The sequence below is a fragment of the Ruegeria sp. MALMAid1280 genome, from assembly GCF_049195285.1.
Taxonomy (GTDB): Bacteria; Pseudomonadota; Alphaproteobacteria; order Rhodobacterales; family Rhodobacteraceae; genus Ruegeria.
This window is the reverse complement of sequence record NZ_JBMIRT010000059.1, coordinates 654,223-678,940: the sequence shown is the minus strand read 5'-3', so window position 1 is coordinate 678,940 and position 24,718 is coordinate 654,223. Positions and strand designations below refer to the sequence as shown.

Sequence of the window (24,718 nt, the reverse complement as noted above, 5' to 3'; positions counted from 1 at the left end):
CTTTGGAATTTTGACTGAGGTTCAGATGTTCCGCTTATTCATCGCATTCCTGTTCGCTCTGGGGTTAACCGGCGCCGCCTTGGCGCAGTCCACCGAGGACGCAAAAACAACCGAAGAACGCGCCCAAACCGGTGGAGCGACCACGCTTGAGGATATTCTTGCCCGACAACGCGGTGAGAAAGTGGACAACAGCTATCGCTCGGGTAACACCGGTCAGGGCAATGCCGAAGGGTTGTTGGGTCAGTTGGGGACACGCGGCGTTGCCTCGGACAGCGACGTTTATCGCGCGATACGATACGGCTCGGCAGACACCACCGTTTCATCCAAAGGCCCCGCAGCGGGCATTCTGATCCAAGACGGCGGCATGTGGTGGCTGAACTTCCGCACCGGGCCGCTGCGCAAATATGGCACTTACATCTTGGGCGGGATGGTCGCCATCATCGTTCTGTTCTTCCTGATCCGCGGGAAAATCCGCATTGACGGAGAAAAAACCGGCCGTACTGTCACCCGTTTCAATGGCTTTGAACGCTTTGGCCACTGGCTGTTCGCCGGGTCTTTCCTGGTGCTCGGGGTAACCGGGCTGCTGACCCTTTATGGCCGCGACTTCCTGATCCCGATCTTCGGAAAAGAAGGCTTCGCAACCATCGCGCAGGGCTGCAAGTGGCTACACAACAACCTTGCCTGGTCCTTCATGCTGGGGCTGATCATCGTCACCGTGAACTGGATCGCCCACAACATCCCCAACCGGATAGACGTTAAATGGCTGGCCGCCGGAGGGGGCCTGTTCACCAAGGGCAGCCACCCGCCCGCCAAGAAGTTCAACGCAGGCCAAAAGGTGATCTTCTGGGCCTGCATCCTGCTGGGCGTCTCGATCAGCCTGTCAGGCCTGTCCCTGCTTTTCCCGTTCGAGCTGCCGATGTTCGCAAAGACTTTCGACGTCGCCAACTCCACCGGCATTCCTCAGATGTTCGGTCTGAACCTGCCAACGCAGATGTCACCGCAAGAAGAGATGCAATACGCGCAAGTCTGGCACGTGATGGTCGCCTATGTGTTCATCGCCATCATCATCGCCCATATCTACCTGGGATCGGTCGGGATGGAAGGCGCCTTTGACGCGATGGGCTCGGGTGAGGTCGAAGAGCAATGGGCGCGCGAGCACCATTCGCTGTGGCTGGAAGAGGTGCAGGACAAAGAGGCCGACAAGGCTGCGGCCTCTCCCGCTGAATAGATGCACCGGCTGGTTCTGGCATTGGCGCTGGTGCCCCTGCCCGCCTTGGGCGAGTTTTTCACGCTCAAGGGTCACGGCGGGCCGATCATGGGGATCGCCGCTGCGCCCGATGGGCGGATTGCGACGGCCAGTTTCGACAATTCGGTTGGCCTGTGGTCGGACCGCAAGCCGGAATGGCTGCAAGGGCACGAGGCCGCCGTCAACTCTGTCGCCTTCAACGGGCGCGCGATCTATTCGGCAGGGGATGATTTCACCCTGCGCCGCTGGCCGGGCGGAGAGGTTGTCGGCCAGCACAAGGGCAAAATCGTGGGACTTGCGGCCTCGAAAACCCATGTGGCTACCGCCAGCTGGGACGGCACCATCGGACTGTGGCCCGAGGATGGCTCGGCCCCGCAAGTGCTTGAGGCGGGCAGCGGCGTGAACGCGGTGACGTTTTCTCCGGACGGCGCCACGCTGTATTCGGCGGGCATGGACGGAACGCTGCGGGTTTGGGATGTGGACACTGGGCAGGAGACCGGACGGCTGATCGAACACGGTTTTGGGATCAACGAACTGGTTCTGAACGCCCGGGACAATTGGATCGCCTATGGCGCGGTGGACGGCGTCACCCGCATTCTGGATCTGGCCACCGGCGAGGTGCGCGACTTTACCCTCGACCGCCGTCCGATTCTGGCGTTGGCGCTCAGCCCGGATCGCAACCTGTTGGCAGTAGGCGATGGTCAGGGATACATCATGGTGATCGACACCGCCGAGTGGCGTATCGCGCAGGATTTTCGCGCCACCCTGCGCGGGCCGGTCTGGGCATTGGCCTTTTCTGCCGACGGCCAGAATCTCCACGCTGGCGGCCTTGATGAGGCGATGTACAGCTGGCCCGTCACCGCGCTTGGCGATCAGGCGCAGATGGCCGCCGCCGAACCCAGCTTTCTGAAGACCCCCGCCGAGATGAGCAACGGAGAACGTCAGTTCGCCCGCAAATGCTCGATCTGCCATAGCCTGACGCCTGATGGGCAACGGCGCGCGGGCCCGACCCTGTATGGTATCTTTGGACGCAAGGCGGGTACATTGCCGGGATATTTCTACTCGGACACGCTGCAGGACTCTGATATCGTTTGGAATGACGAAACGATAAATGCCCTTTTCGATCAGGGGCCTGACCACTACATTCCGGGATCAAAGATGCCGATGCAGCGGATCACGCAGGCCCAGGACCGCAACGACATGATCGCCTTTCTGCGCCGTGCGACAGCACCGGAAAACGAAACCGGAGGAGACCAATGAAAGCCTTTCTTGCCGCTTTGGCCGCAATGGTCGTTATCACTGTTGCGGCACCCTTCGCACTGCAACAGATCGGGTTCAGCGCTGCGGATGCGGGCTCTGGTTCGGCGGTGCGGCTCGACTGAATGCCCGAATACCTGACGACCAAAGAGCTGGCCGACCTGCTACGCATTGGCGAGCGTAAGGCCTATGACCTCGCTTCCTCAGGCGAAGTTCCCTGTGTGCGCGCCATGGGCAAGCTATTGTTCCCCCGCGCCGAGGTCATCGCGTGGCTGAGCGCCTCTCGTACGGGGCCACAGGTGGCGGAACCACCTCTGCCCCCGATTGTCGCCGGCAGTCACGACCCGCTGCTGGACTGGGCCTTGCGCGAAAGCGGCTCGGGTCTGGCAACCTATTACGACGGCTCATTCGATGGTCTGAACCGCCTGAAGGTTCGCAGCGCGCAAGCTGCCGTATTGCATATCCACGAAAAAGATGGGTTCAACACGCAGGCCCTGCACGACAAGTTAGGCGAGGCACCGATTGTTCTGTACGAAATCGCACAACGGCGACGCGGGCTGCTGCTGGCCTCCGGTGTCACCGGTATTTCTGACTTTGCCGACCTCAAAGGCCGACGGGTGATCCTGCGTCAGGACAGCGCCGCCAGCCAACGGCTGTTCGACATGCAACTCGAAACCCAGGACCTGACGCGCGAGGATCTGGACGCTCTGCCCACTTGCGCCCGCACCGAGGAAGAACTGGCCATAGCCTTGCATGACAGCAAGGCCGAGGCCGGGTTCGGATTGGGCGCTTTGGCGGGTCTTTATGATCTGGGCTTTGTCCCGACCCATTCCGAACGTCTGGATCTGGCAATCTGGCGAAGGGCCTATTTCGATGACCCGATGCTCAAACTGCTTGGGTTCGTGCAATCGGACCGCTTTACCACCCGCGCCGCCGAGTTTGGCGGATATGATCTGTCCGGTCTGGGCACGATCCACCACAACGGCGCAAGCGGTTAATCCCGGTCACTTGGCGTTGGGAAAGAACAGCTGCTGGCCTTCCAGTTCATAGGACGCAATCGCCGCCTGCCCGTCGGGCCCGATGAGCCAATCGACGAACCTCTGCCCCGCAGCAGTCCGCACACGCGGGTGTTTTTCGGCGTTCACAAGGATGACACCGTACTGATTGAACAACCGCGGATCGCCTTCGACCAGAACTTCGAGTTTGCCTTTGTTCCCGAAGGACTGCCACGTGGCGCGATCCGTCAAAACGTAGGCTTCCATCCCGCTGGCCACGTTGAGTGTCGCCCCCATGCCTGAGCCCGTCTCTCGGTACCATTCGCCCGACGCCTCGGTCGGATCGGAACCGGCAGCACCCCACAGGCGCATCTCGGCCTTGTGGGTGCCGCTGTCATCCCCGCGCGAGGCAAAGGGCACCTGGGCCTTGGCCACGGCACTCAGGGCAGCCACGATATCCGCGCCACCCTTAATCTTGGCCGGGTCCGATTTCGGCCCGACCAGGACGAAATCGTTATACATTACGTCAAACCGCTCAACGCCCCAACCATCCGCGACGAACTTCTCTTCTGCGTCCTTGGCGTGCACCAGCAACACATCACCATCCCCGTTGATGGCATTGCGGATCGCCTGCCCGGTGCCGACCGCAACGACGCGTACGTCAATGCCTGTCTCGGCCTCGAACCCGGGCAGGATGTAATCCAGCAGGCCCGAGTTCTGGGTTGATGTGGTCGATTGCACGACGATAAACGGCTCTTCGGCGCTGACTGACGTTGCCGTCAGGCCAAGAGCTACCACTGCTGCCCGAACAATTTTCCGGATCATTTCGATCTCCACTATTTTGACTAAGTAACCAGCCCACCGGCCAAATACCGACGCAACGCGTCACTTTCGGGGGCATCCAGTATCTGTTTGGCGGCCCCATGTTCAACCACTTGGCCACCCTGCATCATCACGATATCGGCAGCCAATCGTCGAGCCTGCCCAATATCATGCGTGACCATGACAATGCGAACCCCACGGGTCGAGGCGCGCAGGATCATCCGTTCAATCACCTGCGTAGCACTGGGATCAAGCGCGCTGGTGGGTTCGTCCAGAAACAGCGTTTCGGGATTCAACGCGAGGGCGCGCAGGATGGCCAGCCGTTGCGCCTCTCCGCCGGACAAGGACCGCGCGGATTGCCGGGCCTTACCGTCCAGCCCGCCTTCGGCCAGCAGTTCCTCGATACGGGATTTGCGGGTGCTGCGGGGCAAGCCCTGCCGTTTCAGCACAAAGTCCAGATTGGCCGCAACCGACCGGCGTAGCAACACAGGCTGCTGAAACACCATCGCTTGACGTGCCTTGTGTTCGGCATTCAGGACCACTCCGTCCTGCCGGACCTGCCCGCGATCGGGCATGATTAGCCCGTGCAGGCAGCGCAAAAGCAGACTTTTGCCCGAGCCGTTCGGCCCAAGGATCAAGCTTGGCCCCGGCCCATCAAGCGCAAGATGCGGCACTTCCAGCAATGCCTTACCCTTGCGGGTGATCCGCACTCCGTCGACCGAAAGACAGCTTGCCATTTCATGGACCAGATCACGCATGGCGCAACCCCTCCTGCTCGGCCCGCAGGCTGAGCGTGCTTACCATGGCGTTCACGGCCACGGCGATGCCAATCAGGATGGCCCCAAGCGCCAAGGCCAGCGCCAGATTGCCCTTGGACGTCTCAAGCGCGATGGTCGTGGTCATCACCCGCGTCACGTGGTTGATGTTGCCGCCGACGATGATGACCGCCCCGACCTCGGCAATCGCGCGGCCAAACCCGGCCAGCAATGCCGTAACCAGCGCCAAACGCGCATCCCACAGCAGCACCGGCACAGAGGCCAGCCGCGACACGCCCAACGAACGCAACTGTTCCGAATACTCCTCGGCCAGCATCTCGACCACCTGGCGGGTCAGCGCGGCGATAATCGGTGTGACCAGCACCACCTGTGCAATGATCATCGCGGTCGGCGTATAAAGCAGTTCCAGAACGCCCAGCGGCCCCGAGCGCGACAGCATCAGATAGACCAGCAAACCCACAACAACTGGTGGGAACCCCATCAAGGCGTTCATCAGAACGATCAATGCCCGCCGCCCCGGAAACCGGGCAACCGCCAGGGCAGCCCCAATCGGCATACCGATCATCGCAGAGATCAGGACCGCGAGGATGGAAACTTTCAGGGACAACAGTACAATCGCCCACAGCTCTGCATCCCCTTGGAAGATCAGAGACAAGGCCAAATTGAATTCTGATGCAAAATTCTGCATTTTATCCCTAATGATAGGCATTCCGCATGAAATGCCGCTAATTACAGGATAATACTAACTTTCCTGCGCACCAAGTACAGACACGTTTCCGACATTTGAAAAAGAAAACGCGGCCCCGAATGGGACCGCGCGTGTTCAAGGATTGCGAAGGGATCAGTTCAGAGCCGCATCCGTGATCTGATGCGTCCAGGCGCCTTCGGGCTGTTTGGTGATTACCGGATCAGACCCACCAGCCAGCAGAGTACCAACCGTGCGTTCAAAATCCGCCGGGTCTAGCGCACCGTTCGAACCGGCGGTCAGCTTGGCGATTTCACCCATCATGCGCTTCTGATGCTCTTCTGTCTGGGCACCTGTGGCATCATTTTCCAGCACGATATCGGCAGCTTCGTCCGGGTTTTCCTCGGCGTATTTCCAGCCTTTCATCGAGGCGCGAACAAAGCGCTCCATCTTGTCGGTGAAGGCCGCATCGCTGAGGTTTTCTTCCAGAACGTACAGACCGTCTTCCAGCGTGGCGACGCCCTGATCTTCGTACTTGAAGGTCACCAGTTCATCGGGGTTTACGCCTGCGTCGATGACCTGCCAGTATTCGTTATAGGTCATGGTACTGATGCAGTCAGCCTGACGCTGCAGCAGAGGATCGACGTTGAAGCCTTGCTTCAGAACCTCGACGCCGCTTTCGCTTTTGCCACCAGTGTCGATACCCAACTGGCTCATCCAGCTCATGAACGGAAATTCGTTGCCAAAGAACCAGACGCCCAACGTGCGGTTCTTCAGATCCTCGGGCGAGGAAATCCCGGCGTCCTTCCAGCAGGTCAGCATCATGCCCGAGCTTTTGAACGGCTGCGCGATGTTCACCAGTGGCAGGCCCTTTTCCCGCGCGGCCAGTGCGGCAGGCATCCATTCGACCGTTACGTCGGCGCCGCCACCTGCGATCACCTGCGTCGGGGCAATGTCGGGGCCACCGGGCAGAATGGTGACGTCCAGCCCCTCTTCTGCGTAGAACCCTTTGTCCTTGGCCACGTAATAGCCCGCAAACTGCGCCTGCGTGACCCATTTCAGCTGCAAGGTCACCTCATCCGCCGCAAGCGCCGCGCTGGCTGCCAGACTGAAGGCGGCAACCGCCCCGCTGAGTAGCTTGTTCATCTTCATATCTCCTAGTTGCTGTTGCTGCCCCTTTTCGGGGTCTGTTGAAATCTTGTTATCCGCGTTGCGACGGGTGCCAGTATGTCACCGCCTTTTCGATCATGGCGACAACCCCGTAGAATGCCGTCCCGGCCAATGCGGCCACGACGATCTCGGCCCAGACCATATCCAGCGAGAGTTGCCCGACGCTGGTCGAGATCCGGAACCCCATGCCCAGGGTTGGCGAACCAAAGAACTCGGCCACGATAGCGCCGATCAGCGCCAGAGTGGTAGAAATCTTTAGGCCATTGAAAACAAACGGCATCGCAGCAGGCAGGCGGAGTTTCAGAAAGCTCTGCCAATAGGTCGCCGCGTAGGTCTCCATCAGGTCGCGCTGCATGGCCGTGGCCTCGCGCAATCCGGCCACGGTGTTTACCAGCATCGGGAAGAACACCATCACCACAACCACGGCCGCTTTGGAGTGCCAATCGAACCCAAACCACATCACCAGAATTGGGGCCGTGCCCACAATCGGCAGCGCTGCGACGAAGTTTCCGACCGGCAGCAGCCCGAGGCGCAGGAAATCCCAGCGGTCCACCGCGATCGCCATCAGAAAGGCCGACCCGCAGCCGATGACATAGCCGCTCAGCGCGCCCTTGATGATGGTCTGCACGAAATCGGCCCACAGGGTCGGCAGGCTGTCGCCAAAGCGCACCGCGATCACCGAGGGTGCTGGCAGGATGACCAAAGGCACTTCGAGGCCCCGCACCACCAGCTCCCAGATGCCAATCACGGTCAGGCCAAACACCAGCGGCGCTATGAACCGCACCATCCGGGTACCAGCACAAGGACCGCTGGCCAGACGCCCGTTCAGCCACCAGCCGAACAGCCAAAGAAGGATTGCACAGAAAACAAGGATCATTGCGCCATCCCCATCCGCTTGAGCACCGTTCGCTCGACCAATCCCAGCAACCCGACCAGGCAGGCCGCCAGAATGGCTGCGGCAAACAAGGCCGACCAGATTTGCACCGTCTGGCCGTAATAGCTGCCCGCAAGCAGGCGCGCGCCCAGACCAGCGACCGCCCCTGTCGGCAATTCGCCGACAATGGCCCCAACGAGGGACGCCGCGATACCGATCTTCAGCGAGGTGAACAGGTACGGCATCGACGCTGGCAAACGCAGTTTCCAAAATCCCTGAGACCGGCTGGCATTGTAAGTCCGCAGCAAATCCAGCTGCATCGCATCCGGGCTACGCAAGCCTTTGACCATGCCAACGACGACCGGGAAAAAGCTGAGATAAGCCGAAATGATTGCCTTGGGAATGATCCCCTGAATACCCACCGAGTAAAGCACCACGATGATCATCGGCGCCAGCGCGATGATCGGAATGGTCTGACTGACAATGGCCCAGGGCATCACCGACAGGTCCATGACCCGGCTGTGCACGATCCCGACCGCCAGCAAAATGCCCAGCCCGGTACCAATCGCAAAACCTAGCATCGTCGCGCTGAGTGTTACCCAAGAGTGATAGATCAACGACCTCTTTGAGGTAATCTTCTTCTCAACCGTTGTGTCCCACAACTCCTCGGCCACCTGATGCGGAGCAGGCAGACGCGGTCGCTCCTGCTCCCAAGTTTCGTCGATGGCGTAAGGGTTGTCGATGACCAGCTCAAACTCGCTCATGTCGCGCCGGTCCACCGCCTTGGGCGGATCGACCTGCTCGCCTGCCCGTTCGAATTCGTTCAGAACGCCTTTGATGTTCATTGGCACGCTGGCGGCGTACCAGAACAGAATAATGACGCCGACAACAGTCAGGACAGCGCAAACAGCTCTGATACTGGCACTAGTCATCCGCATGCCCCGCCCGCAGACCTTCGCGCACGCGATGGGCCACTTCGATGAATTCCGGAGTGTCACGGATATCCAGGGGCCGCTCTTTCGGAAGAGGACTGTCGATCACGTCTGTAATCCGCCCGGGTCGCGGGCTCATCACCACGATCTTGGTGCTCAGATACACCGCCTCGGGGATCGAGTGGGTCACGAAGCCGATGGTCTTGCCCGTCCGCGCCCACAGCGCCAAAAGCTGTTCGTTCAGGTGATCGCGCACGATTTCGTCCAGAGCGCCGAAGGGTTCGTCCATCAGCAGGATATCGGCATCGAACGCCAGCGCTCGCGCAATGCTGGCCCGTTGCTGCATCCCGCCCGACAGCTGCCACGGGAACTTGCCACCAAACCCAGCAAGATCAACGAGTTCCAGAACCTTGCTTACGCGTTCGTTTTGTTCGGCGGCTGAATAGCCCATGATCTCAAGCGGCAATTTGATGTTCTTGGCAATGGTCCGCCACGGATACAAACCCGCCGCCTGAAACACATAGCCATAAGCCCGGTTCCGCCGCGCCTCGTCCGGGGTCAGGCCGTTGACGGTCAGTGCTCCTCCGGTCGGGGTTTCAAGCGCCGCGATACAGCGCAGAAAGGTGGTCTTGCCACAGCCCGAGGGGCCAATGAAACTGACGAACTCGCCTTTGTTGATGGTCAGGTTTACGTCTTTCAGTGCATGGACCGGCCCATCATTGGTTTGGAAGGTGAGGTCGAGATGCGCAGCTTCGATCACGCTGGATTGCTGCTGTGAGTGTACGTCCACTGTCAAACTTTCTTTTTCTTCCGCGTTTTCAGCATTTTTTCGATGGTCAGCAAGGAAAGCGCCACAACAAAGGTTAACCCCAAAATCGAAAACACAACTGGAGATAAAGCAATCAGATACTTCAGGGGCTTCGGGACACCTACTACTGCAACAAGCAAAAATGCACCCACTCCCATTGTAATTACTGACGAGACAAAAACCGCCAATAAGAAAGCCGGTGTCTCTTGCAAGCTCGATTTGAAACTTGAATTACTTAGCTGAACAAGGGGCGTCATGACGAGCACCGCCACAGGAACGGAAACCACACTGGCACCAAACCCAAAAACGCCTATTCCTTTGATCAATTCCTCAATGGATTGAGGGCACAAATCCCTGCACCGCGTCCCAAAAAGCTGAAAATAAGGCACTGCCCAAAATATCGCATTGCACACAAAGCAGCTAACAAAAACCACCAGTGCGATGCGCCCGGCCAGTTTCCAGGGCGATGTTATGGGACGAATGCGAAATGTCACAGCTCAGCCCGTCAAACCCCCGTCGCCGGGATGCCCGTCCGTTTAACCGGACGCGGATCCGTCAGCTCTTTCCAGGTGCTCAGCGCCTTGTTCACGTGACCGTTGGGTTCGCGCGCCACAAACTCACCATGCCCTTCCTGAGTGCGGATTTCACCGTCATGCACCGCCACATGGCCCCTTGTCAGGGTAAAGCGCGGCAAGCCTTTGACCTCTTTGCCTTCGAAGACGTTGTAATCAATCGAGGACTGCTGGGCATCAGCGCTGATCGTCTTGGTTTTCTCAGGGTCCCACACAACGATATCGGCATCCGCGCCCACGAGGATCGCACCTTTTTTAGGATAGCAATTCAATATTTTGGCGATGTTTGTTGAAGTTACTGCAACAAATTCCTGCGGCGTCAGACGCCCGGTATTCACACCATGGGTCCACAGCATCGGCATCCGATCTTCCAGGCCACCAGTGCCGTTCGGAATCTTGGTGAAATCCCCTACACCAAATCGTTTCTGGTCGGAGGTAAAGGCACAATGGTCGGTCGCAACAACACTCAGCGTCCCGGATTGCAGACCGCTCCACAGACTGTCCTGGTGCTGCTTGTTCCGGAACGGGGGGCTCATGACCCGCCGCGCCGCGTGGTCCCAATCGTGATGGAAATACTCGCTCTCATCCAGCGTCAGGTGCTGGATCAGAGGCTCTCCCCACACCCGCTTACCCTGCATCTTGGCCCGACGAATGGCCTCATGCGCCTCTTCGCAGGATGTATGCACCACATAAAGCGGCACGCCCGCCATGTCGGCGATCATGATGGCGCGGTTGGTGGCCTCACCTTCCACCTGCGGCGGGCGCGAATAGGCATGGGCTTCGGGGCCAGTGTTGCCTTCGGCCATCAGCTTGGCCTGCAACTCGGCTACAACGTCGCCATTCTCGGCGTGGACCATGGCAATACCACCCAGCTCTGCCAGACGCTTGAATGAGGCAAAAAGCTCATCATCATTGACCATCAGCGCGCCCTTATAAGCCATGAAATGCTTGAACGTGTTGATGCCGCGGGTCTCGATCACCGTCTTGATGTCATCGAACACCTGCTCGCCCCACCATGTCACAGCCATGTGGAACGAGTAGTCGCAATTCGCCCGCGTCGACTTATTGTCCCAGCGTTTCAGCGCATCCAACAGCCCTTCACCGGGGTTCGGCAGCGCGAAGTCCACCACCATCGTGGTGCCCCCGGCCAAAGCCGCACGCGTTCCGCTTTCGAAATCATCGCTGGAGTAAGTGCCCATGAACGGCATCTCAAGATGCGTATGCGGGTCGATCCCGCCCGGCATGACAAAACAGCCCGTCGCGTCCAGCTCCTTGTCTCCTTTCAGATCCATTCCGATCTCGGTGATCACCCCACCTTCGACCATCACATCCGCCTTGTAAGACAAATCGGCGGTCACGACGGTCCCGTTCTTGATGACAGTGCTCATTTTAATCTCCCTGTTGCGGTCTGCGCCGCTTGCTTCATCTGGCCAAAAATATCCCGGGGGAGTCGCCCGGCGGGCGACGGGGGCAGAGCCCCCTATTCCACGATCTCAGCCGTCTCGACGACCGCGTGAAACAGAACATCCGCCCCGGCCGCAGCCCATTCCTTGCTGATCTCCTCGGCCTCGTTGTGGCTCAACCCGTCCACACAGGGGCACATGACCATCGCTGTTGGCGCCACGCGGTTGATCCAGCACGCGTCATGTCCGGCGCCCGAAATGATGTTGGCATGCGAATAGCCCAGCCGCTCGGCCGCATCCCGCACCGCTGCCACGCAACCATCATCGAATTTTACCGGATCAAAACCGCCGACCTTCTCGAATTCGATCTGCAGGCCCATTTCTTCGACAATAACCTCGGCCGCGGCACGCAAGCGGTTCTCCATATCCGTGATCACGTCCAGATCGGGTGACCGGAAATCGACCGTGAATACCACCTTGCCCGGGATCACATTGCGTGAGTTCGGATAGACGTCGATATGCCCCGCCGCGCCCACGGCATGCGGCGCATGTGACCACGCGATCTCATCCACTTTCTCCAAAATCCGCGCCATCGCCAGACCCGCATTCTTGCGCATCGGCATCGGGGTCGAGCCGGTATGGGCATCCTTGCCGGTCACCGTGATCTGTGTCCAGCTCAGGCCCTGCCCATGGGTGACAACGCCGATATCCTTGCCCTCGGCTTCAAGGATCGGCCCCTGTTCGATGTGTAGCTCAAAGAAAGCGTGCATCTTGCGGGCACCTACCAGTTCATCACCCCGCCAACCGATGCGCTGCAACTCGTCGCCGAATTTCTTGCCCTCGGCATCCTCGCGGTCATAGGCCCAATCCTGAGTGTGCACACCGGCAAACACGCCTGAGGACAACATCGCCGGCGCGTAACGCGTGCCCTCTTCGTTGGTCCAGTTGGTGGCGACAATCGGATGTTTGGTCTTGATTCCCAGATCGTTCAGAGTGCGGAGAATTTCCAACCCGCCCAGAACGCCCAACACACCGTCATACTTTCCACCTGTCGGCTGCGTGTCCAGGTGCGAGCCGACATAGACCGGCAGCGCCTCGGGGTCGGCACCTTCGCGGCGGGCAAACATGTTACCCATCTGGTCCAAACCCATGGTACAGCCCGCATCTTCACACCATTTCTGAAACAGGGCCCTCCCTTCCGCATCCTCATCCGTCAGGGTCTGGCGATTATTGCCACCCGCCACACCGGGGCCGATCTTGGCCATCTCCATCAGACTGTCCCACAACCTGTCGCCATTGATCCTGAGGTTCTGCGCCGGAGCTGCCATTTTCTTCTTCCCTGTTGCTTGCGATTTGGCTCGCTTTTCGAGTCTTGATTTGACCATCTGGTCAAACTCACGCTATCACGGGTTGGTCATCAGTCAAGAAATTGCGAGACGCCGTCGATAATTTTGGCATAAACGGCGCCTGCTTGCCGGAAAAAGAGACAACCTGAAAACATGCCCAAAGACCGCGCCCCAACCAGAATTCAGAAAAAGAATCGAGCAGCAATTCTGGACGCTGCCCTGAATGTGTTTTCGGCTCACGGGTTTCGCGGCTCGACCGTCGACCAGATCGCAACCGAAGCCGGACTGAGCAAACCAAACCTGCTGTATTACTTCCCGTCGAAAGAGGCGATTCACGCCGCTCTTCTATCCGGCCTTCTGGACGTCTGGCTTGCCCCGTTGCACGATCTGGATGAGGCCGGCGATCCGATGCAGGAAATCCTTTCCTACATCCACCGCAAGCTGCAGATGAGCCGCGAATTGCCGCGTGAAAGCCGTCTGTTTGCCAATGAACTGGTTCAGGGCGCGCCGCGTATTCACGATGCGCTGTCGCAGGATCTGAAACAGCTGGTGGATGAGAAAACCGCGATTCTGAAACAATGGATGAACGACGGTAAAATCGCGCAGGTTCACCCCTACCACCTGATCTTTTCGATCTGGGCGCTGACGCAACACTATGCCGATTTTGATGTGCAGGTGAGGGCCATTCTGGGTGATGAGGATCCATATGAGGGTGCCGAGCCGTTTATCGACACGCTTTATCGGAAATTGCTGACACCATAGAAAAAGGGGCCGCTAACCGGCCAGCCCCTGACGGTGAATGTTGAAATAAAGACTTCGGTTGGCCACAAAGTGGCCAATCTACCCTTTAGAAATCCTCTTGAACGGCCCCTTTTGGGGGAATCTGGAGGACATCCGAATGAACGACCTCTCGAAGATATCTTCGACAGACCTTGGCCTTAAACGCAGACTGCCGCTTCCATTCGAGGGCGTTGATGTTAATTTCTGTCGGAACCCACGATGCGTGAGCCTCGGCTTTCCCCAGATCCCAACAAGCGGCCTTTGAGTAGCCCAGCTGCACAGCCCGGAGCAATTCGCGGCTTAGTTGCCGACAGTCGTCACAGTGAATTTTTCACGTGTCCGACCTGCAGCACCAATCACCGCTTGAAGTACAACAAAGCGATTTTCGAAGAATACAACAGACTCAAGGATTTGCAACAAGTCGATCCGATTGCGCCGGGGTGCAGGAATCCTGAGTGCGAGAACCTGGGAAAATCACTCGCGGCGCACCCGGATCAATACCGCAGTTTCGGAAAGACCGCTGGCGGCGACCCCAGACATCAATGCAGATGCTGCAAGAAGACCTTTTCCATCGGCCGGGCGACACGACGCCAGAAGCGCAGTGACAAGAACCCTCTTCTCTATCGTATGATGGCCAATGGCGTCCCATTCCTGAAGATGTGTTCCATCGCACAGGTGTCGTATCACGACATCTACCGGAAGATCGACTTCATCTACGATCAAGTCCGCGCCTTCCGGGCCGAGCGCGAGGTCTTCGATGGTATCGATTGGATGAAAGTCGGTTCGCGTTTCGCAACAGACTCCCAGTCGCTCAAGATGAAATGGCCCACCAAACGCGAGCGCACCCAGATCATCGTTCAGCATCTCTGCACCGCCCATGCCCGAAGCGGATACATCATGGAGGCTGCCCTGCAATTTGACGACAAGGCCAGTCATGAGAAAGTCGAGGCCGAGACAGCATTGGTCGGAGATGACCTTCTGTCAAAGTGCTTCCGGGAGCATGGCAGGCTTTGGTCCAAGACCGAGTTCGAGGACTACATTTCGAAGCTCCAGAAGCAGAAGCCGATCAAGGAAGAAGAGCTCTATCAGCTCCCGCACAGCGGGGCTCTGGTGCGCTACGACATCATGCAGTTTGCACATGCCTTGCGCCTTCGAGACATGATCGGAGACGCGGAGGGCAAGTTCGCATTTGTGACGGATGGTGATGCCGGGCTGAAGACTGCATTCTGCGCAGGGATGGCGGATTTGATCAAGCAGGACAGGGCTGACATCGCCCTGGTGTTCTTCAACAAGAAGATGAACAACGACCTGCGAAATGCCGCCTGGTCCGCCGGGCGCAGCGTTTTGGCGGGGCAGACAGGATTGAGTGTCTCACAGATTAACAAGCTCTCTGATGAGGACTATGCCGACCTGGTAGATACCGAAATTGCTGCCTCGATCATCGGCCAGGATCTCAGGATGGGGTTCCACTGGCCATACCATACAAAATCAGAGCCGGACCGGCGCGTAGAGCTGCTCACAGACCGTCCTGGGCGGGATTATCGAGCAACCGCCCGACTGCTGCGTTTGGCCACCCTCCGCAGCGTGGGTTCCTATTTCAACAAGTTCCGGAGCAACCTCCGGTTCGCGGCCCGGCCGCAGGTCTCGGAAACCAATGCTCGAAAGGCCTGGGACAAGTATTATCTCTACAAACCCGAGATCATGGTGAAGCTGACCGAGATCTACCGCTTCCATCACAACTGGGTCGGATACGGCTCAAAAGAAACGCCCGCGATGAAGCTCGGGCTTGCTCGCGGGCGCATTTATGAACGGGACTTTCTTTAAGCTTGAACACCCTCCAGACGAAGTGCACGTTCGATGTCCCTCAAAACGACTTCTTCATGGATGGGATGAACTTCGATCCAAGCCAAGATTTTGTCGTTCTTCATTGCAGAGCGGGATTTCGCCCTTTTAGGAGCCTTGTTGAGCTCCTTTGTGTCGGGATCGACGATTCGGCCTGAATTGAGAGCTTTGCCCAAAGCTGAAAAGAAGTTTGCCATGTGTTTGCTGACAGCAATTCGCTCCTCTTCGGTCGTGGCAGCAGCCAAGGTTTCGGCAAAAGATTTTTCGTATGTGATCATCAAGTTACTCCAGTAGTGGCAGCAGTCATATTGGCCGAAACTTGAAAACCCGAAGTAAGAAGCTCGCCCAATTTAGGGGCGAGCTTCAACATTTTTCGTCAGAGGCTGGCGCTAACCGGCCCCTTTCCTGTTTCCAACAGCTACATTACTCGGCGGCCTTCGCCATCGGATTGTTCGGATGTGTCGTCCAGTTGGCATAGTCGGGCTGCACCTCCAAACCGGTACGCGGATCGACCTCTCCGGCCGGCATCTGTTCCATCGAGATGCACCCGTCGACGGGGCAGACATCCACGCACAGGTTGCAGGCGACGCATTCGTCATCCATGACTTCGAACACCCGGTCCTCGGACATCGAAATCGCCTGGTGGCTGGTGTCCTCGCAGGCGGCGTAGCAGCGGCCGCATTTGATGCACTGGTCCTGATCGATTTTCGCCTTGGCCACGTAGTTCAGGTTCAGATACTGCCAATCGGTGACGTTGGGAACGGCGAGACCGACGACTTCCGAGACGTCCTTATAGCCCTTTTCATCCATCCACTTGGACAGGCCAGCGGTCAGTTCATCGATGATCTTGAACCCATAGGTCATGGCCGCGGTGCAGACCTGAACGGTGCCGCACCCCAAAGCCATGAACTCTGCCGCATCGCGCCACGTGGTCACGCCACCGATACCGGAAATCGGCAGTCCATGCGTCGCCTGAGCCCGCGAAATCTCGGACACCATCGACAAGGCAATCGGCTTCACCGCCGGACCGCAATAGCCGCCGTGACTGCCCTTGCCATCAATCGACGGCTCGGGGCTGAACGTGTCCAGATTGACGCTGGTGATCGAGTTGATGGTGTTGATCAGCGATACCGCGTCGGCACCGCCATTCTTGGCGGCTTCGGCAGGCTTTCGGATGTCGGTGATGTTGGGCGTCAGCTTCACGATGACCGGGCGGTCATAGTATTGCTTGCACCAGCGGGTGACCATCTCAATGTACTCCGGCACCTGACCTACGGCCGAGCCCATGCCGCGCTCGCTCATCCCGTGCGGACAGCCGAAGTTAAGCTCGATCCCGTCCGCGCCTGTCTCAGCCACACGCGGCAGGATGGCTTTCCACGCCTCCTCCTCGCACGGGACCATGATCGAGGCGATCAGAGCGCGATCCGGATAATCGGCCTTGACCCGCTCCATCTCCTCAAGGTTCACCTCAAGCGGGCGGTCAGTGATCAGTTCGATGTTGTTCAGACCCAGCAACCGGCGATCAGCGCCATAGATTGCGCCATAGCGCGGCCCGTTCACGTTCACGACCGGAGGCCCCTCGGATCCCAGCGTTTTCCACACAACACCGCCCCATCCGGCCTCAAAGGCGCGGCGGACGTTGTATTCCTTGTCGGTCGGCGGCGCCGAGGCCAGCCAGTACGGGTTCGGGCTTTCGATACCCAGAAAGTTCGTTTTCAAATCAGCCATTTATCCGGCCTCCCTGATGCAATTCAGCATCTTTGTCTTTGAGTTTCACGCGGTCAGGCTCGCGTGGATATCCATCGCGGCGTCGCGGCCTTCGGCCACGGCAGTCACGGTCAGGTCTTCGCCACCAGCGGCGCAGTCGCCCCCGGCCCAGACACCGGCCATCGACGTACGCCCCGCCTCGGTCACGGCGATTTTGTTTCCGTCCAGCTTCAGCCCTTCGGGCGCGCCTTCCAGTGTCTGACCGATCGCCTTGAAGACCTGATCTGCAGGCACGCGTACCATTTCTCCGGTACCCGAAAGCTGACCGTTGTGACTGGTAGTATACTCCAATTCGATCTCGGCCGCCGCACCGTTTCCGTGCACGGCAACGGGTTGCACATTGGTCATGATTTTCACACCATGCGAGGCCGCCAGATCCTGTTCATACCGGCTGGCGCCCATTGCGTCGCGTCCGCGCCGATAAGCGATGGTCACGTGCTCGGCGCCCAGCAGTTTCGATTTCACCGCCGCGTCCACGGCAGTCATGCCGCCACCGATGACGACGACATTGCGACCCACCGGCAGATCCGCCAGATCAGATGCCTGACGCACATCCGAGATGAAGTCGACAGCAAAGCGCACGCCGTCCTTCTCGGCCCCTTCTGAGCGCAAGGCATTCACCCCGGCCAGACCGATGGACAAGAAAACAGCGTCGTAGTTTTCGACCAGACCATCCAGCGAAACGCCCTCGCCCAGAACCGACCCGGTCTCGATCGTGATGCCGCCGATATTCAGCAGCCAGTCCACCTCGGCCTGCGCAAAGTCATTGGTCGATTTATAGGCGGCAATGCCATATTCGTTCAGACCGCCGGGCTTGGGTTTGCTTTCGTGGATCACCACGTCATGCCCAAACATGGCCAGACGGTGCGCGCAGGCCAGACCCGCAGGCCCTGCCCCGATCACGGCAACAGTTTTGCCAGTCGGCGTGGCACGCTCGAACGGGTGCCCCCCCGCAGCCATGACACTGTCAGTCGCATAGCGTTGCAGGCGACCGATCTCGACCGGAGCCCCCTCGGCAGTTTCACGAACGCAGGCCTCTTCGCACAGTGTCTCGGTCGGACAAACGCGGGCGCACATGCCGCCCAGAATGTTCTGCGCCAGAATGGTTTCGCCTGCGGCCTCGGGTTGCCCGGCCTGAATCTGACGCATGAACAACGGGATATCGATATCCGTCGGACAGGCCGTCACACATGGCGCGTCATAGCAGAAATAGCACCGATCCGCCGCCACGGCGGCCTCATGCGCAGCCAAAGGCGGATGCAGATCGGTAAAATTCGAGGTCAGCTCATCGCTGGAAAGCCGCCCGGAGACAATGCCGGGGGCAATCTGGCCCTGTGCCATCGCTCTACTCCCTGTAGATATGTTTGTTATGCTCTCAGCTTGCCACAATCTGATTTTTTATCAATTGGTAAAATTTAGAAAATCATCAAAAACCGCAGAAATCGACTGGATTACCCCAATTTCTCGGACAAAACCGCCTGTTTTTATTGCGTTTCGAAAACGTGCGACACATGAGATGTGCCGAAACGGCCTCTGGCTGCATGGAAACAAAAGATTCCCCGCATCTGGTTTTGACGGGCCTTGCTGCGTGCTGTAGGTCAAACACAACGAGCAGCGCCGAACGACGGCCAGATACGTGAAAGTCACCTGATGCAGGCCAGCCCTACGAAGTTCAATATCGTCATCATCGGGCAAAACAACCGGCTGCAATATGAGGCCCTGCTGTTCGCAGCCTCTCTGCGCCATAGCTCACCGAACTTCACGGGCAGGCTGTTTGTGGCCGTGCCACAACCCGGACCACGCTGGCGTCAGGACCCGAGCATCCGAAACGAAGACGTTCTGAAAGCCCTGCAGCAACTGGATGCCGAGATTCTGCCCTTTGACTCTCGCGTCTTTGGCGACAGCTATCCCTATGGCAACAAGATCGAGGCCCTGCTGGCGCTGCCCGAGGGCGAGCCGTTCGTGTTTTTCGACAGCGACACGCTGATCACCGGCGACCTGACCTCGGTGCCGTTTGATTTCGACCGCCCCGGCGCCTCGCAAAAAGTCGAGGGCACTTGGCCCAAACCTACGCTCTATGGCCCCGGCTTCGATGGCATCTGGCACGCTTTGTACCGCCGATTTGGGCTGGATTTCGAAAGCTCGCAGGATACCAGCCAGCCGTTGGATTACTGGCGACGGTATCTGTATTTCAACGCCGGTTTTTTCTTCTATTCCTGCCCGCGCAAGTTCGGAGAGCGGTTTCTGAACTATGCCCGCACGATCCGGGATGAAGAGATTCCCGAACTGGCCGGGCAGAACCTTGACCCCTGGCTGGATCAGGCCGCTCTGCCGCTGGTCATTCATTCTTTCGGCGGTGGGCGCGACACCCTGCCCCCAGGCCTGCTGGACGGATCGGTCAGCTGCCACTATCGCCTGTTCCCCCTGCTCTATGCACGGGAAAGCGACCACGTGGTCGAGGTATTGGAAACCGTGGCGGCCCCGAACCGGATCAAGAAGGTACTCAAGGGCTATGAGCCCATCAAAAAGCTGGTTCTGCAACGCAAGGGCCACAAGATCCGCGACCTGTTCGACCGTGAAAACCTACCCCATCGCGAGCAGGTCATTCGCAATACAATCCGCAGCAAGGGCCTGTGGATGCGCTGACAGGATTGTTGTGCGCGCGCGCCGGATCGCCTAGAGATTCAGCAACACACAGTCCAACAGGAGATTTCGACGATGTCTGACGGCCCCACCTACGGTTTCGACACACTGCAGATTCACGCGGGCGCGCGGCCCGACCCGGCGACAGGTGCACGTCAGACTCCGATCTACCAGACCACGGCTTACGTGTTCCGTGACGCCGATCACGCCGCGGCCCTGTTCAACCTGCAAGAGGTTGGCTTCATCTATTCCCGCCTGACCAACCCGACCGTGGCCGTTCTGCAGGAACGTATCGCCACGCTTGAGGGCGGCGTAGGCGCAGTTTGCTGCTCCTCAGGGCACGCAGCACAGATCATGGCGCTGTTCCCGCTGATGGGTCCGGGCTGCAATGTGGTGGCCTCGACCCGCCTGTATGGCGGTACGGTCACGCAGTTCAGCCAGACCATCAAACGTTTCGGCTGGTCGGCCAAATTCGTGGACACTGACGATCTGGACGCCGTGAAAGACGCCATCGACGAAAACACCCGCGCGGTGTTCTGCGAATCCATCGCCAACCCTGGCGGCTATGTCACCGACATCCGCGCCCTCGCAGATATCACCGACGGCGCTGGCATTCCGCTGATCGTCGACAACACATCGGCCACGCCCTACCTGTGCCGACCCATCGAACAGGGTGCGACTCTGGTCGTGCATTCGACCACAAAATACCTGACCGGCAACGGCACCGTCACCGGCGGCTGCATCGTGGATTCGGGCAAGTTCGACTGGTCCGCGAATGACAAGTTCCCCTCGCTCAGCGAACCGGAGGCGGCCTACCACGGCCTGAAATTCCACGAAACCTTCGGCCCGCTGGCCTTTACCTTCCACGGCATTGCCATCGGTTTACGCGATCTGGGTATGACCATGAACCCGCAGGCGGCACATTACACGCTGATGGGGATCGAGACCCTGTCCCTGCGGATGGAACGCCACGTCGAAAACGCCCAGAAGATCGCCGCCTGGCTCGAGTCCGATGACCGCGTGGACTATGTCACTTATGCAGGCCTGCCTTCGTCACCCTATCACGACCGGGTTCAGGCGCAGTACAAGAAAGGTGCCGGCGCGCTGTTCACTTTTGCTGTCAAGGGCGGCTATGACGCCTGCGTCAAGCTGGTGAATTCGCTTGAGATCTTCAGCCATGTCGCCAACCTTGGCGATGCCCGATCTCTGATCATCCATTCGGCCTCAACCACCCACCGCCAACTGACCCCGGAACAGCAAGAGGCTGCGGGTGCTGGCCCCGGCGTCGTGCGTGTGTCCATCGGCATCGAAGACGCCGACGACCTGATCGCCGATCTGGATCAGGCGCTGGCCAAAGCATCGGCCTGAGGGATGAGCGGGCACGACACCAACGATCTGGGCCAACCCATCGGCCAACCGGTTTCGGGCGAGTTCCCTCGCCCGACGCCGCCTTATACACCAATGGAAGGCCGCTATTGCTCCGTCGTGCCGCTGGATGTGAACCGGCACGCGCCCGGACTGTACCGGGCGTTTGCCAACGATACGGACGGTCGCAACTGGACCTATCTGCCCTATGGGCCGTTCGACTCTGAACACGATTTTGTTGAATGGGCCCGCGCGACCTGCATGGATGCCGATCCGATGTTCCACACGGTGCTCGACAGTGATGAAACGCCGGTCGGCGTGGCTTCGTTCCTGCGGATCGCACCCGCGCCAGGGGCAATCGAAGTGGGCCATATCCACTTCTCACCCCTGTTGCAGCGCAGTCTGCAATCGACCGAGACCATGTACCTGATGATGCGCCGTGTGTTCGACGAACTGGGCTATCGCCGGTACGAGTGGAAATGCGACGCGCTGAACGAGGTGTCCCGCAATGCGGCCGCGCGGCTGGGCTTTACCTTCGAGGGCATTTTCCGGCAGGCGACCCACTACAAGGGCCGCAACCGGGATACGGCGTGGTATTCGATCCTCGACAGCGAATGGCCGCGCATCAAGACCGCGTTCGAGGCCTGGCTGTCGCCGGACAATTTCGACCAGACGGGCCAGCAGCGGCAGTCTCTGCAAGCCCGTGCCAAAACCTCTGGATCAGTCGGCAATCCCGAATTCCATCATCACGTTGACCGAGACTGATATCTCGCCGCCCGCGACCGGAACGCCGCCCGCCTCGGCCATGCTCATCGCGCGCATCTGCGGCGCGGGACGAATACCGCCAGCCTGTTCGCTGATCGTCTGAACCTGCCCCAGAGTCACATTGGCCGCCTGCGCCAGTTGCTCGGCCTTGGCGGTGGCCTCGGCCACGGCCTTGGCGCGTGCCTCTGCTTGCAGCGGCGCGGGGTCCTGCACGCCAAAGCTCAGCCCGCCAAAATCATTGGCACCGTCCTGAATGACCGCATCCATGATCGAGCCCAGCTTGGTCAGATCACGCACACGCACCTGGACGTTGTTCGAAGCGACAAACCCGGAAATCTCGGGCCGTTCGCCGCTGGGGCTATTGCGCCCTGACCACACCGGCGACAGCGACAGGTCGCGGGTTTGTACGTCGCGGGATTCGATACCCATATCCTCCAGCCGCTTCAGAATCTGCGCGACGGCGTCAGAGGTCGCCTGCATGGCATTCGACGCCTCGGCATCTTCGTTCGTCACGCCCAGGGTAATGGTCGCCATATCGGGTGCGGCCTGAACGGTTCCGGCCGCATCCACCGTGATGCGACGTTCTTCCGCATGGGCCATGCCTGCGGCTGTCACGGCCAGCATGGCGGCCAGAAAAGCGATTTTCTTCAAGGTCTTCCCTCCAATTTCTACAGCACCAACATGGGGATGCGGGGCGTGGTCAAACAAGGGGAATGTCCGGCTTTTTCTTTCCCTCGGCGGGAACCTGCTTTAATGTCGTCCTGCGGACGAGATGTCGTTTGCATTGATGCTGACAATTATGGTTCCTCGGGAATATGAAACCCGCATTTGCGCTGTCTTTTTCTGCGACCGGAATATCTGTGCACCACCAGTCGGACGGCGACTGGTTCTGCATTGGTGAGGTTGCGCTGGATGCGCCGGACCTGAACGCGCAGCTTCATGCCTTGCGGGACAAGGCGTTTGCGCTGGAAAACAACTTGAACTGCAAGGTCGTGATTCCGGCGGATCAGGTTCGGTTCCTGTCGGCGGAGACCGGCGGGGAAACACCGGAACAAACCGCCAAACAGGTCCAATCCACGCTGGCCGATGCAACGCCCTATTCGGTCGAGGAACTGGTTTTTGAATCCGCGACGGCCGGCACCACCACCTATATTGCGGCCATCACGAAACAGACGCTGGGCGAAGCACGAGACTTTGCGACCGAGCACGGGTTCATTCCGGTTCAGTTCACAGCAGACACCGATCCGTCCCTGTTCCCGTCTGAGCCGCTGTTTTTGGACAAAGAAAGCGAAAGCCCAGCAGTAGCGAAAGGAGCGGATACCCCCGCGCCAAACGTCCACGCCATCGCGGACACGACGGCTCCGGATGTGTTTCGAGCGCCGTCCGACAGCGCAGCCCTTAAGCCAAGCTTTGATGCACGTGCCAAACGATACGTTGCACCGGCAGCGGCTGCGCTGGCCATCGCAGTGGCGCTGGGGGCATGGGCTCTGATCGCATCGGATGGGGATGACAAGCCGGAAACGGCGCGGGTCGAAACCACCCTGCCCGCGCCTGACACTCAGGTCAGTGACACCACGCCGGAAGCCCCGGAACCGCCCACCGAGACGGCCCAGAGTGCACCGGATGAAGCCGTCGATGAGCCCGGGCTTTCGCCCACAGATTCCGCAATCCTCGAAGCGCTGAACGTGGCGCCAACGCAGGTCGAAGTGATCGATCGCACTCCCGAACCGCAGGACATTCCGGCACTGCCCGACATCGAGATCACCGAACCCGAACCGCTGACACCGCCAGTTCTGCCCTCGCAGGACGAGCTGTATCTGGCCTCGGTCGACAATTCCAATCTGTCCAATGATGCGATTGCCCTGCCGTCGGTCGAAAGCTTTGCCACCGACGTACCCTTTGATCGGGTCGCTCTGCCCAGCGTTGCCGGGTCGCGGTTCGATCTGGATGACCGCGGGCTGGTTACCCCCAGCGCCGATGGTACGTTGAACCCGGACGGGATTGTCGTTCACCTCGGACGTCCGTCGAAGGCACCGCCTGAACCCCCTGTCCGGTTCGAGCAGGAGCCGAGCCCTGAAACCCAGTCTGACCGGTTGGCCGGGTTGCGCCCCAAACCGCGGCCCAGCGACCTGGTCGAACGGTTCGAGCGTCAGCAATTGGGCGGACGGTCTCGCGCGGAACTGGCGGCGCTGCGTCCCAAAGTTCGTCCTGCGTCCCTGGAACGGCAAGAGGTTGAAGAAACACCCACTGTAATAGGAGGACTGCGCGTTCCACGCCCCAAGACGCGCCCTGCGGGTCTTGTTCCGTCATCCAGCACCCAAACTGCCAGCTTGGGTTCGGCCGCTGGTATTGATCAGCTCGAAGCCGGGTCTTTCCAGCCCAAAGCCGTGGCGCCCAAGATCCCGTCGTCAGCCTCGGTTGCGCGGCAAGCGACGCTCGATAATGCGTTGAACCTGCGCAAGCTGAACCTGATCGGCGTCTACGGCACGCCCGCCAATCGCCGGGCGCTGGTGCGCATGCCCAGCGGCCGCTACAAGAAACTGAAAGTGGGTGACAGGCTGGACGGCGGCAAGGTCATCGCAATCGGTGACACCGAGCTGCGCTATCAGAAAAAAGGCCGGAACGTGACACTGAAGATGCCGCGGGGTTAAAGCGGGCGAGTACGCCCGC

24 protein-coding genes are annotated in these 24,718 nt (G+C 59.4%); 10 read left to right on the top strand and 14 right to left on the bottom strand.

The window, feature by feature from the left end:
- The first annotated feature begins 25 nt into the window (after positions 1-25).
- From ACOQFT_RS20280 to ACOQFT_RS20265, 4 genes are read left to right on the top strand one after another with little or no spacing between them, the layout of a single operon-like run.
- On the top strand, positions 26-1,228 hold the full coding sequence (locus ACOQFT_RS20280) for a formate dehydrogenase subunit gamma (protein WP_421599658.1): 1,203 nt from the start codon (positions 26-28) through the stop codon (positions 1,226-1,228).
- The gene (locus ACOQFT_RS20275; RefSeq protein ID WP_421599657.1) at positions 1,229-2,506 is read left to right on the top strand and encodes a c-type cytochrome; all 1,278 of its coding nucleotides are present in this window, start codon (positions 1,229-1,231) and stop codon (positions 2,504-2,506) included. It begins immediately after the preceding gene.
- Complete coding sequence (locus tag ACOQFT_RS20270) at positions 2,503-2,628, top strand: hypothetical protein (RefSeq protein WP_421599656.1); 126 nt, start codon at positions 2,503-2,505, stop codon at positions 2,626-2,628. The genes ACOQFT_RS20275 and ACOQFT_RS20270 overlap by 4 nt, the downstream gene beginning before the upstream one ends.
- On the top strand, positions 2,629-3,501 hold the full coding sequence (locus tag ACOQFT_RS20265; RefSeq protein ID WP_421599655.1) for a substrate-binding domain-containing protein: 873 nt from the start codon (positions 2,629-2,631) through the stop codon (positions 3,499-3,501).
- A gap of 6 nt (positions 3,502-3,507) precedes the next feature.
- Here ACOQFT_RS20265 and ACOQFT_RS20260 read toward each other — a convergent pair whose 3' ends face one another.
- From ACOQFT_RS20260 to ACOQFT_RS20215, 10 genes are all read right to left on the bottom strand, one after another.
- Positions 3,508-4,323 carry an extracellular solute-binding protein gene (locus ACOQFT_RS20260; protein WP_421599654.1) on the bottom strand — a complete coding sequence of 272 codons (816 nt, stop codon included), beginning with the start codon at positions 4,321-4,323 and terminating at the stop codon, positions 3,508-3,510.
- A 20-nt stretch (positions 4,324-4,343) separates the two neighbouring features.
- Entirely contained in the window at positions 4,344-5,078 is a 735-nt protein-coding gene (locus ACOQFT_RS20255) for an ATP-binding cassette domain-containing protein (RefSeq protein ID WP_421599653.1), read from the bottom strand.
- Entirely contained in the window at positions 5,071-5,784 is a 714-nt protein-coding gene (locus ACOQFT_RS20250) for an ABC transporter permease (protein ID WP_421599652.1), read from the bottom strand. The genes ACOQFT_RS20255 and ACOQFT_RS20250 overlap by 8 nt, the downstream gene beginning before the upstream one ends.
- Positions 5,785-5,937: 153 nt before the next feature.
- The gene (locus ACOQFT_RS20245) at positions 5,938-6,927 is read right to left on the bottom strand and encodes an ABC transporter substrate-binding protein (protein ID WP_421599651.1); all 990 of its coding nucleotides are present in this window, start codon (positions 6,925-6,927) and stop codon (positions 5,938-5,940) included.
- 55 nt (positions 6,928-6,982) lie between these two features.
- Complete coding sequence (locus ACOQFT_RS20240) at positions 6,983-7,828, bottom strand: ABC transporter permease (protein WP_421599650.1); 846 nt, start codon at positions 7,826-7,828, stop codon at positions 6,983-6,985.
- Positions 7,825-8,757, bottom strand: coding sequence for an ABC transporter permease (locus ACOQFT_RS20235; protein WP_421599649.1), 933 nt, complete (start codon positions 8,755-8,757; stop codon positions 7,825-7,827). The genes ACOQFT_RS20240 and ACOQFT_RS20235 overlap by 4 nt, the downstream gene beginning before the upstream one ends.
- Entirely contained in the window at positions 8,750-9,547 is a 798-nt protein-coding gene (locus tag ACOQFT_RS20230) for an ABC transporter ATP-binding protein (protein WP_421599648.1), read from the bottom strand. Before ACOQFT_RS20230 ends, ACOQFT_RS20235 begins: the two co-directional genes overlap by 8 nt.
- A gap of 2 nt (positions 9,548-9,549) precedes the next feature.
- Positions 9,550-10,059 carry a hypothetical protein gene (locus ACOQFT_RS20225; RefSeq protein WP_421599647.1) on the bottom strand — a complete coding sequence of 170 codons (510 nt, stop codon included), beginning with the start codon at positions 10,057-10,059 and terminating at the stop codon, positions 9,550-9,552.
- A gap of 11 nt (positions 10,060-10,070) precedes the next feature.
- Positions 10,071-11,525, bottom strand: a complete 1,455-nt coding sequence (gene hydA, locus ACOQFT_RS20220; RefSeq protein ID WP_421599646.1) for a dihydropyrimidinase — start codon at positions 11,523-11,525, stop codon at positions 10,071-10,073.
- Between the two features lie 92 nt (positions 11,526-11,617).
- On the bottom strand, positions 11,618-12,868 hold the full coding sequence (locus ACOQFT_RS20215) for a Zn-dependent hydrolase (protein ID WP_421599645.1): 1,251 nt from the start codon (positions 12,866-12,868) through the stop codon (positions 11,618-11,620).
- Between the two features lie 171 nt (positions 12,869-13,039).
- On the opposite strand from ACOQFT_RS20215, the gene ACOQFT_RS20210 reads away from it, so the two are divergent.
- Positions 13,040-13,648 (top strand): TetR family transcriptional regulator C-terminal domain-containing protein, encoded by a 609-nt coding sequence (locus ACOQFT_RS20210; RefSeq protein ID WP_421599644.1) that lies wholly within the window; start codon positions 13,040-13,042, stop codon positions 13,646-13,648.
- Between the two features lie 381 nt (positions 13,649-14,029).
- Entirely contained in the window at positions 14,030-15,490 is a 1,461-nt protein-coding gene (locus tag ACOQFT_RS20205; RefSeq protein ID WP_421599643.1) for a hypothetical protein, read from the top strand.
- On the opposite strand, the gene ACOQFT_RS20200 is transcribed toward ACOQFT_RS20205, so the two are convergent.
- The 3 genes from ACOQFT_RS20200 to ACOQFT_RS20190 form a co-directional block, all read right to left on the bottom strand.
- A complete protein-coding gene (locus ACOQFT_RS20200) occupies positions 15,487-15,786 on the bottom strand; it encodes a hypothetical protein (RefSeq protein ID WP_421599642.1) in 300 nt (99 codons plus the stop codon). The genes ACOQFT_RS20205 and ACOQFT_RS20200 overlap by 4 nt on opposite strands.
- 145 nt (positions 15,787-15,931) lie before the next feature.
- Positions 15,932-17,236, bottom strand: coding sequence for an NAD-dependent dihydropyrimidine dehydrogenase subunit PreA (preA, locus tag ACOQFT_RS20195; RefSeq protein ID WP_421599641.1), 1,305 nt, complete (start codon positions 17,234-17,236; stop codon positions 15,932-15,934).
- A gap of 45 nt (positions 17,237-17,281) precedes the next feature.
- Entirely contained in the window at positions 17,282-18,616 is a 1,335-nt protein-coding gene (locus ACOQFT_RS20190; RefSeq protein WP_421599640.1) for an NAD(P)-dependent oxidoreductase, read from the bottom strand.
- A 309-nt stretch (positions 18,617-18,925) separates the two neighbouring features.
- Here ACOQFT_RS20190 and ACOQFT_RS20185 point away from each other — a divergent pair, with 309 nt between their 5' ends.
- From ACOQFT_RS20185 to ACOQFT_RS20175, 3 genes are all read left to right on the top strand, one after another.
- Complete coding sequence (locus tag ACOQFT_RS20185) at positions 18,926-19,921, top strand: hypothetical protein (RefSeq protein WP_421599639.1); 996 nt, start codon at positions 18,926-18,928, stop codon at positions 19,919-19,921.
- 72 nt (positions 19,922-19,993) lie between these two features.
- Positions 19,994-21,286: an O-acetylhomoserine aminocarboxypropyltransferase/cysteine synthase family protein gene (locus tag ACOQFT_RS20180; protein ID WP_421599638.1), complete on the top strand. Its 1,293-nt coding sequence runs from the start codon at positions 19,994-19,996 to the stop codon at positions 21,284-21,286.
- Positions 21,287-21,289: 3 nt separating this feature from the next.
- Complete coding sequence (locus ACOQFT_RS20175) at positions 21,290-22,048, top strand: GNAT family N-acetyltransferase (RefSeq protein WP_421599637.1); 759 nt, start codon at positions 21,290-21,292, stop codon at positions 22,046-22,048.
- On the opposite strand, the gene ACOQFT_RS20170 is transcribed toward ACOQFT_RS20175, so the two are convergent.
- Positions 22,004-22,699: an SIMPL domain-containing protein gene (locus ACOQFT_RS20170; protein WP_421599636.1), complete on the bottom strand. Its 696-nt coding sequence runs from the start codon at positions 22,697-22,699 to the stop codon at positions 22,004-22,006. The two genes, ACOQFT_RS20175 and ACOQFT_RS20170, sit on opposite strands and share 45 nt — an antisense overlap.
- 164 nt (positions 22,700-22,863) lie before the next feature.
- Here ACOQFT_RS20170 and ACOQFT_RS20165 point away from each other — a divergent pair, with 164 nt between their 5' ends.
- The gene (locus tag ACOQFT_RS20165) at positions 22,864-24,699 is read left to right on the top strand and encodes a hypothetical protein (protein ID WP_421599635.1); all 1,836 of its coding nucleotides are present in this window, start codon (positions 22,864-22,866) and stop codon (positions 24,697-24,699) included.
- Positions 24,700-24,718 lie beyond the last annotated feature (19 nt).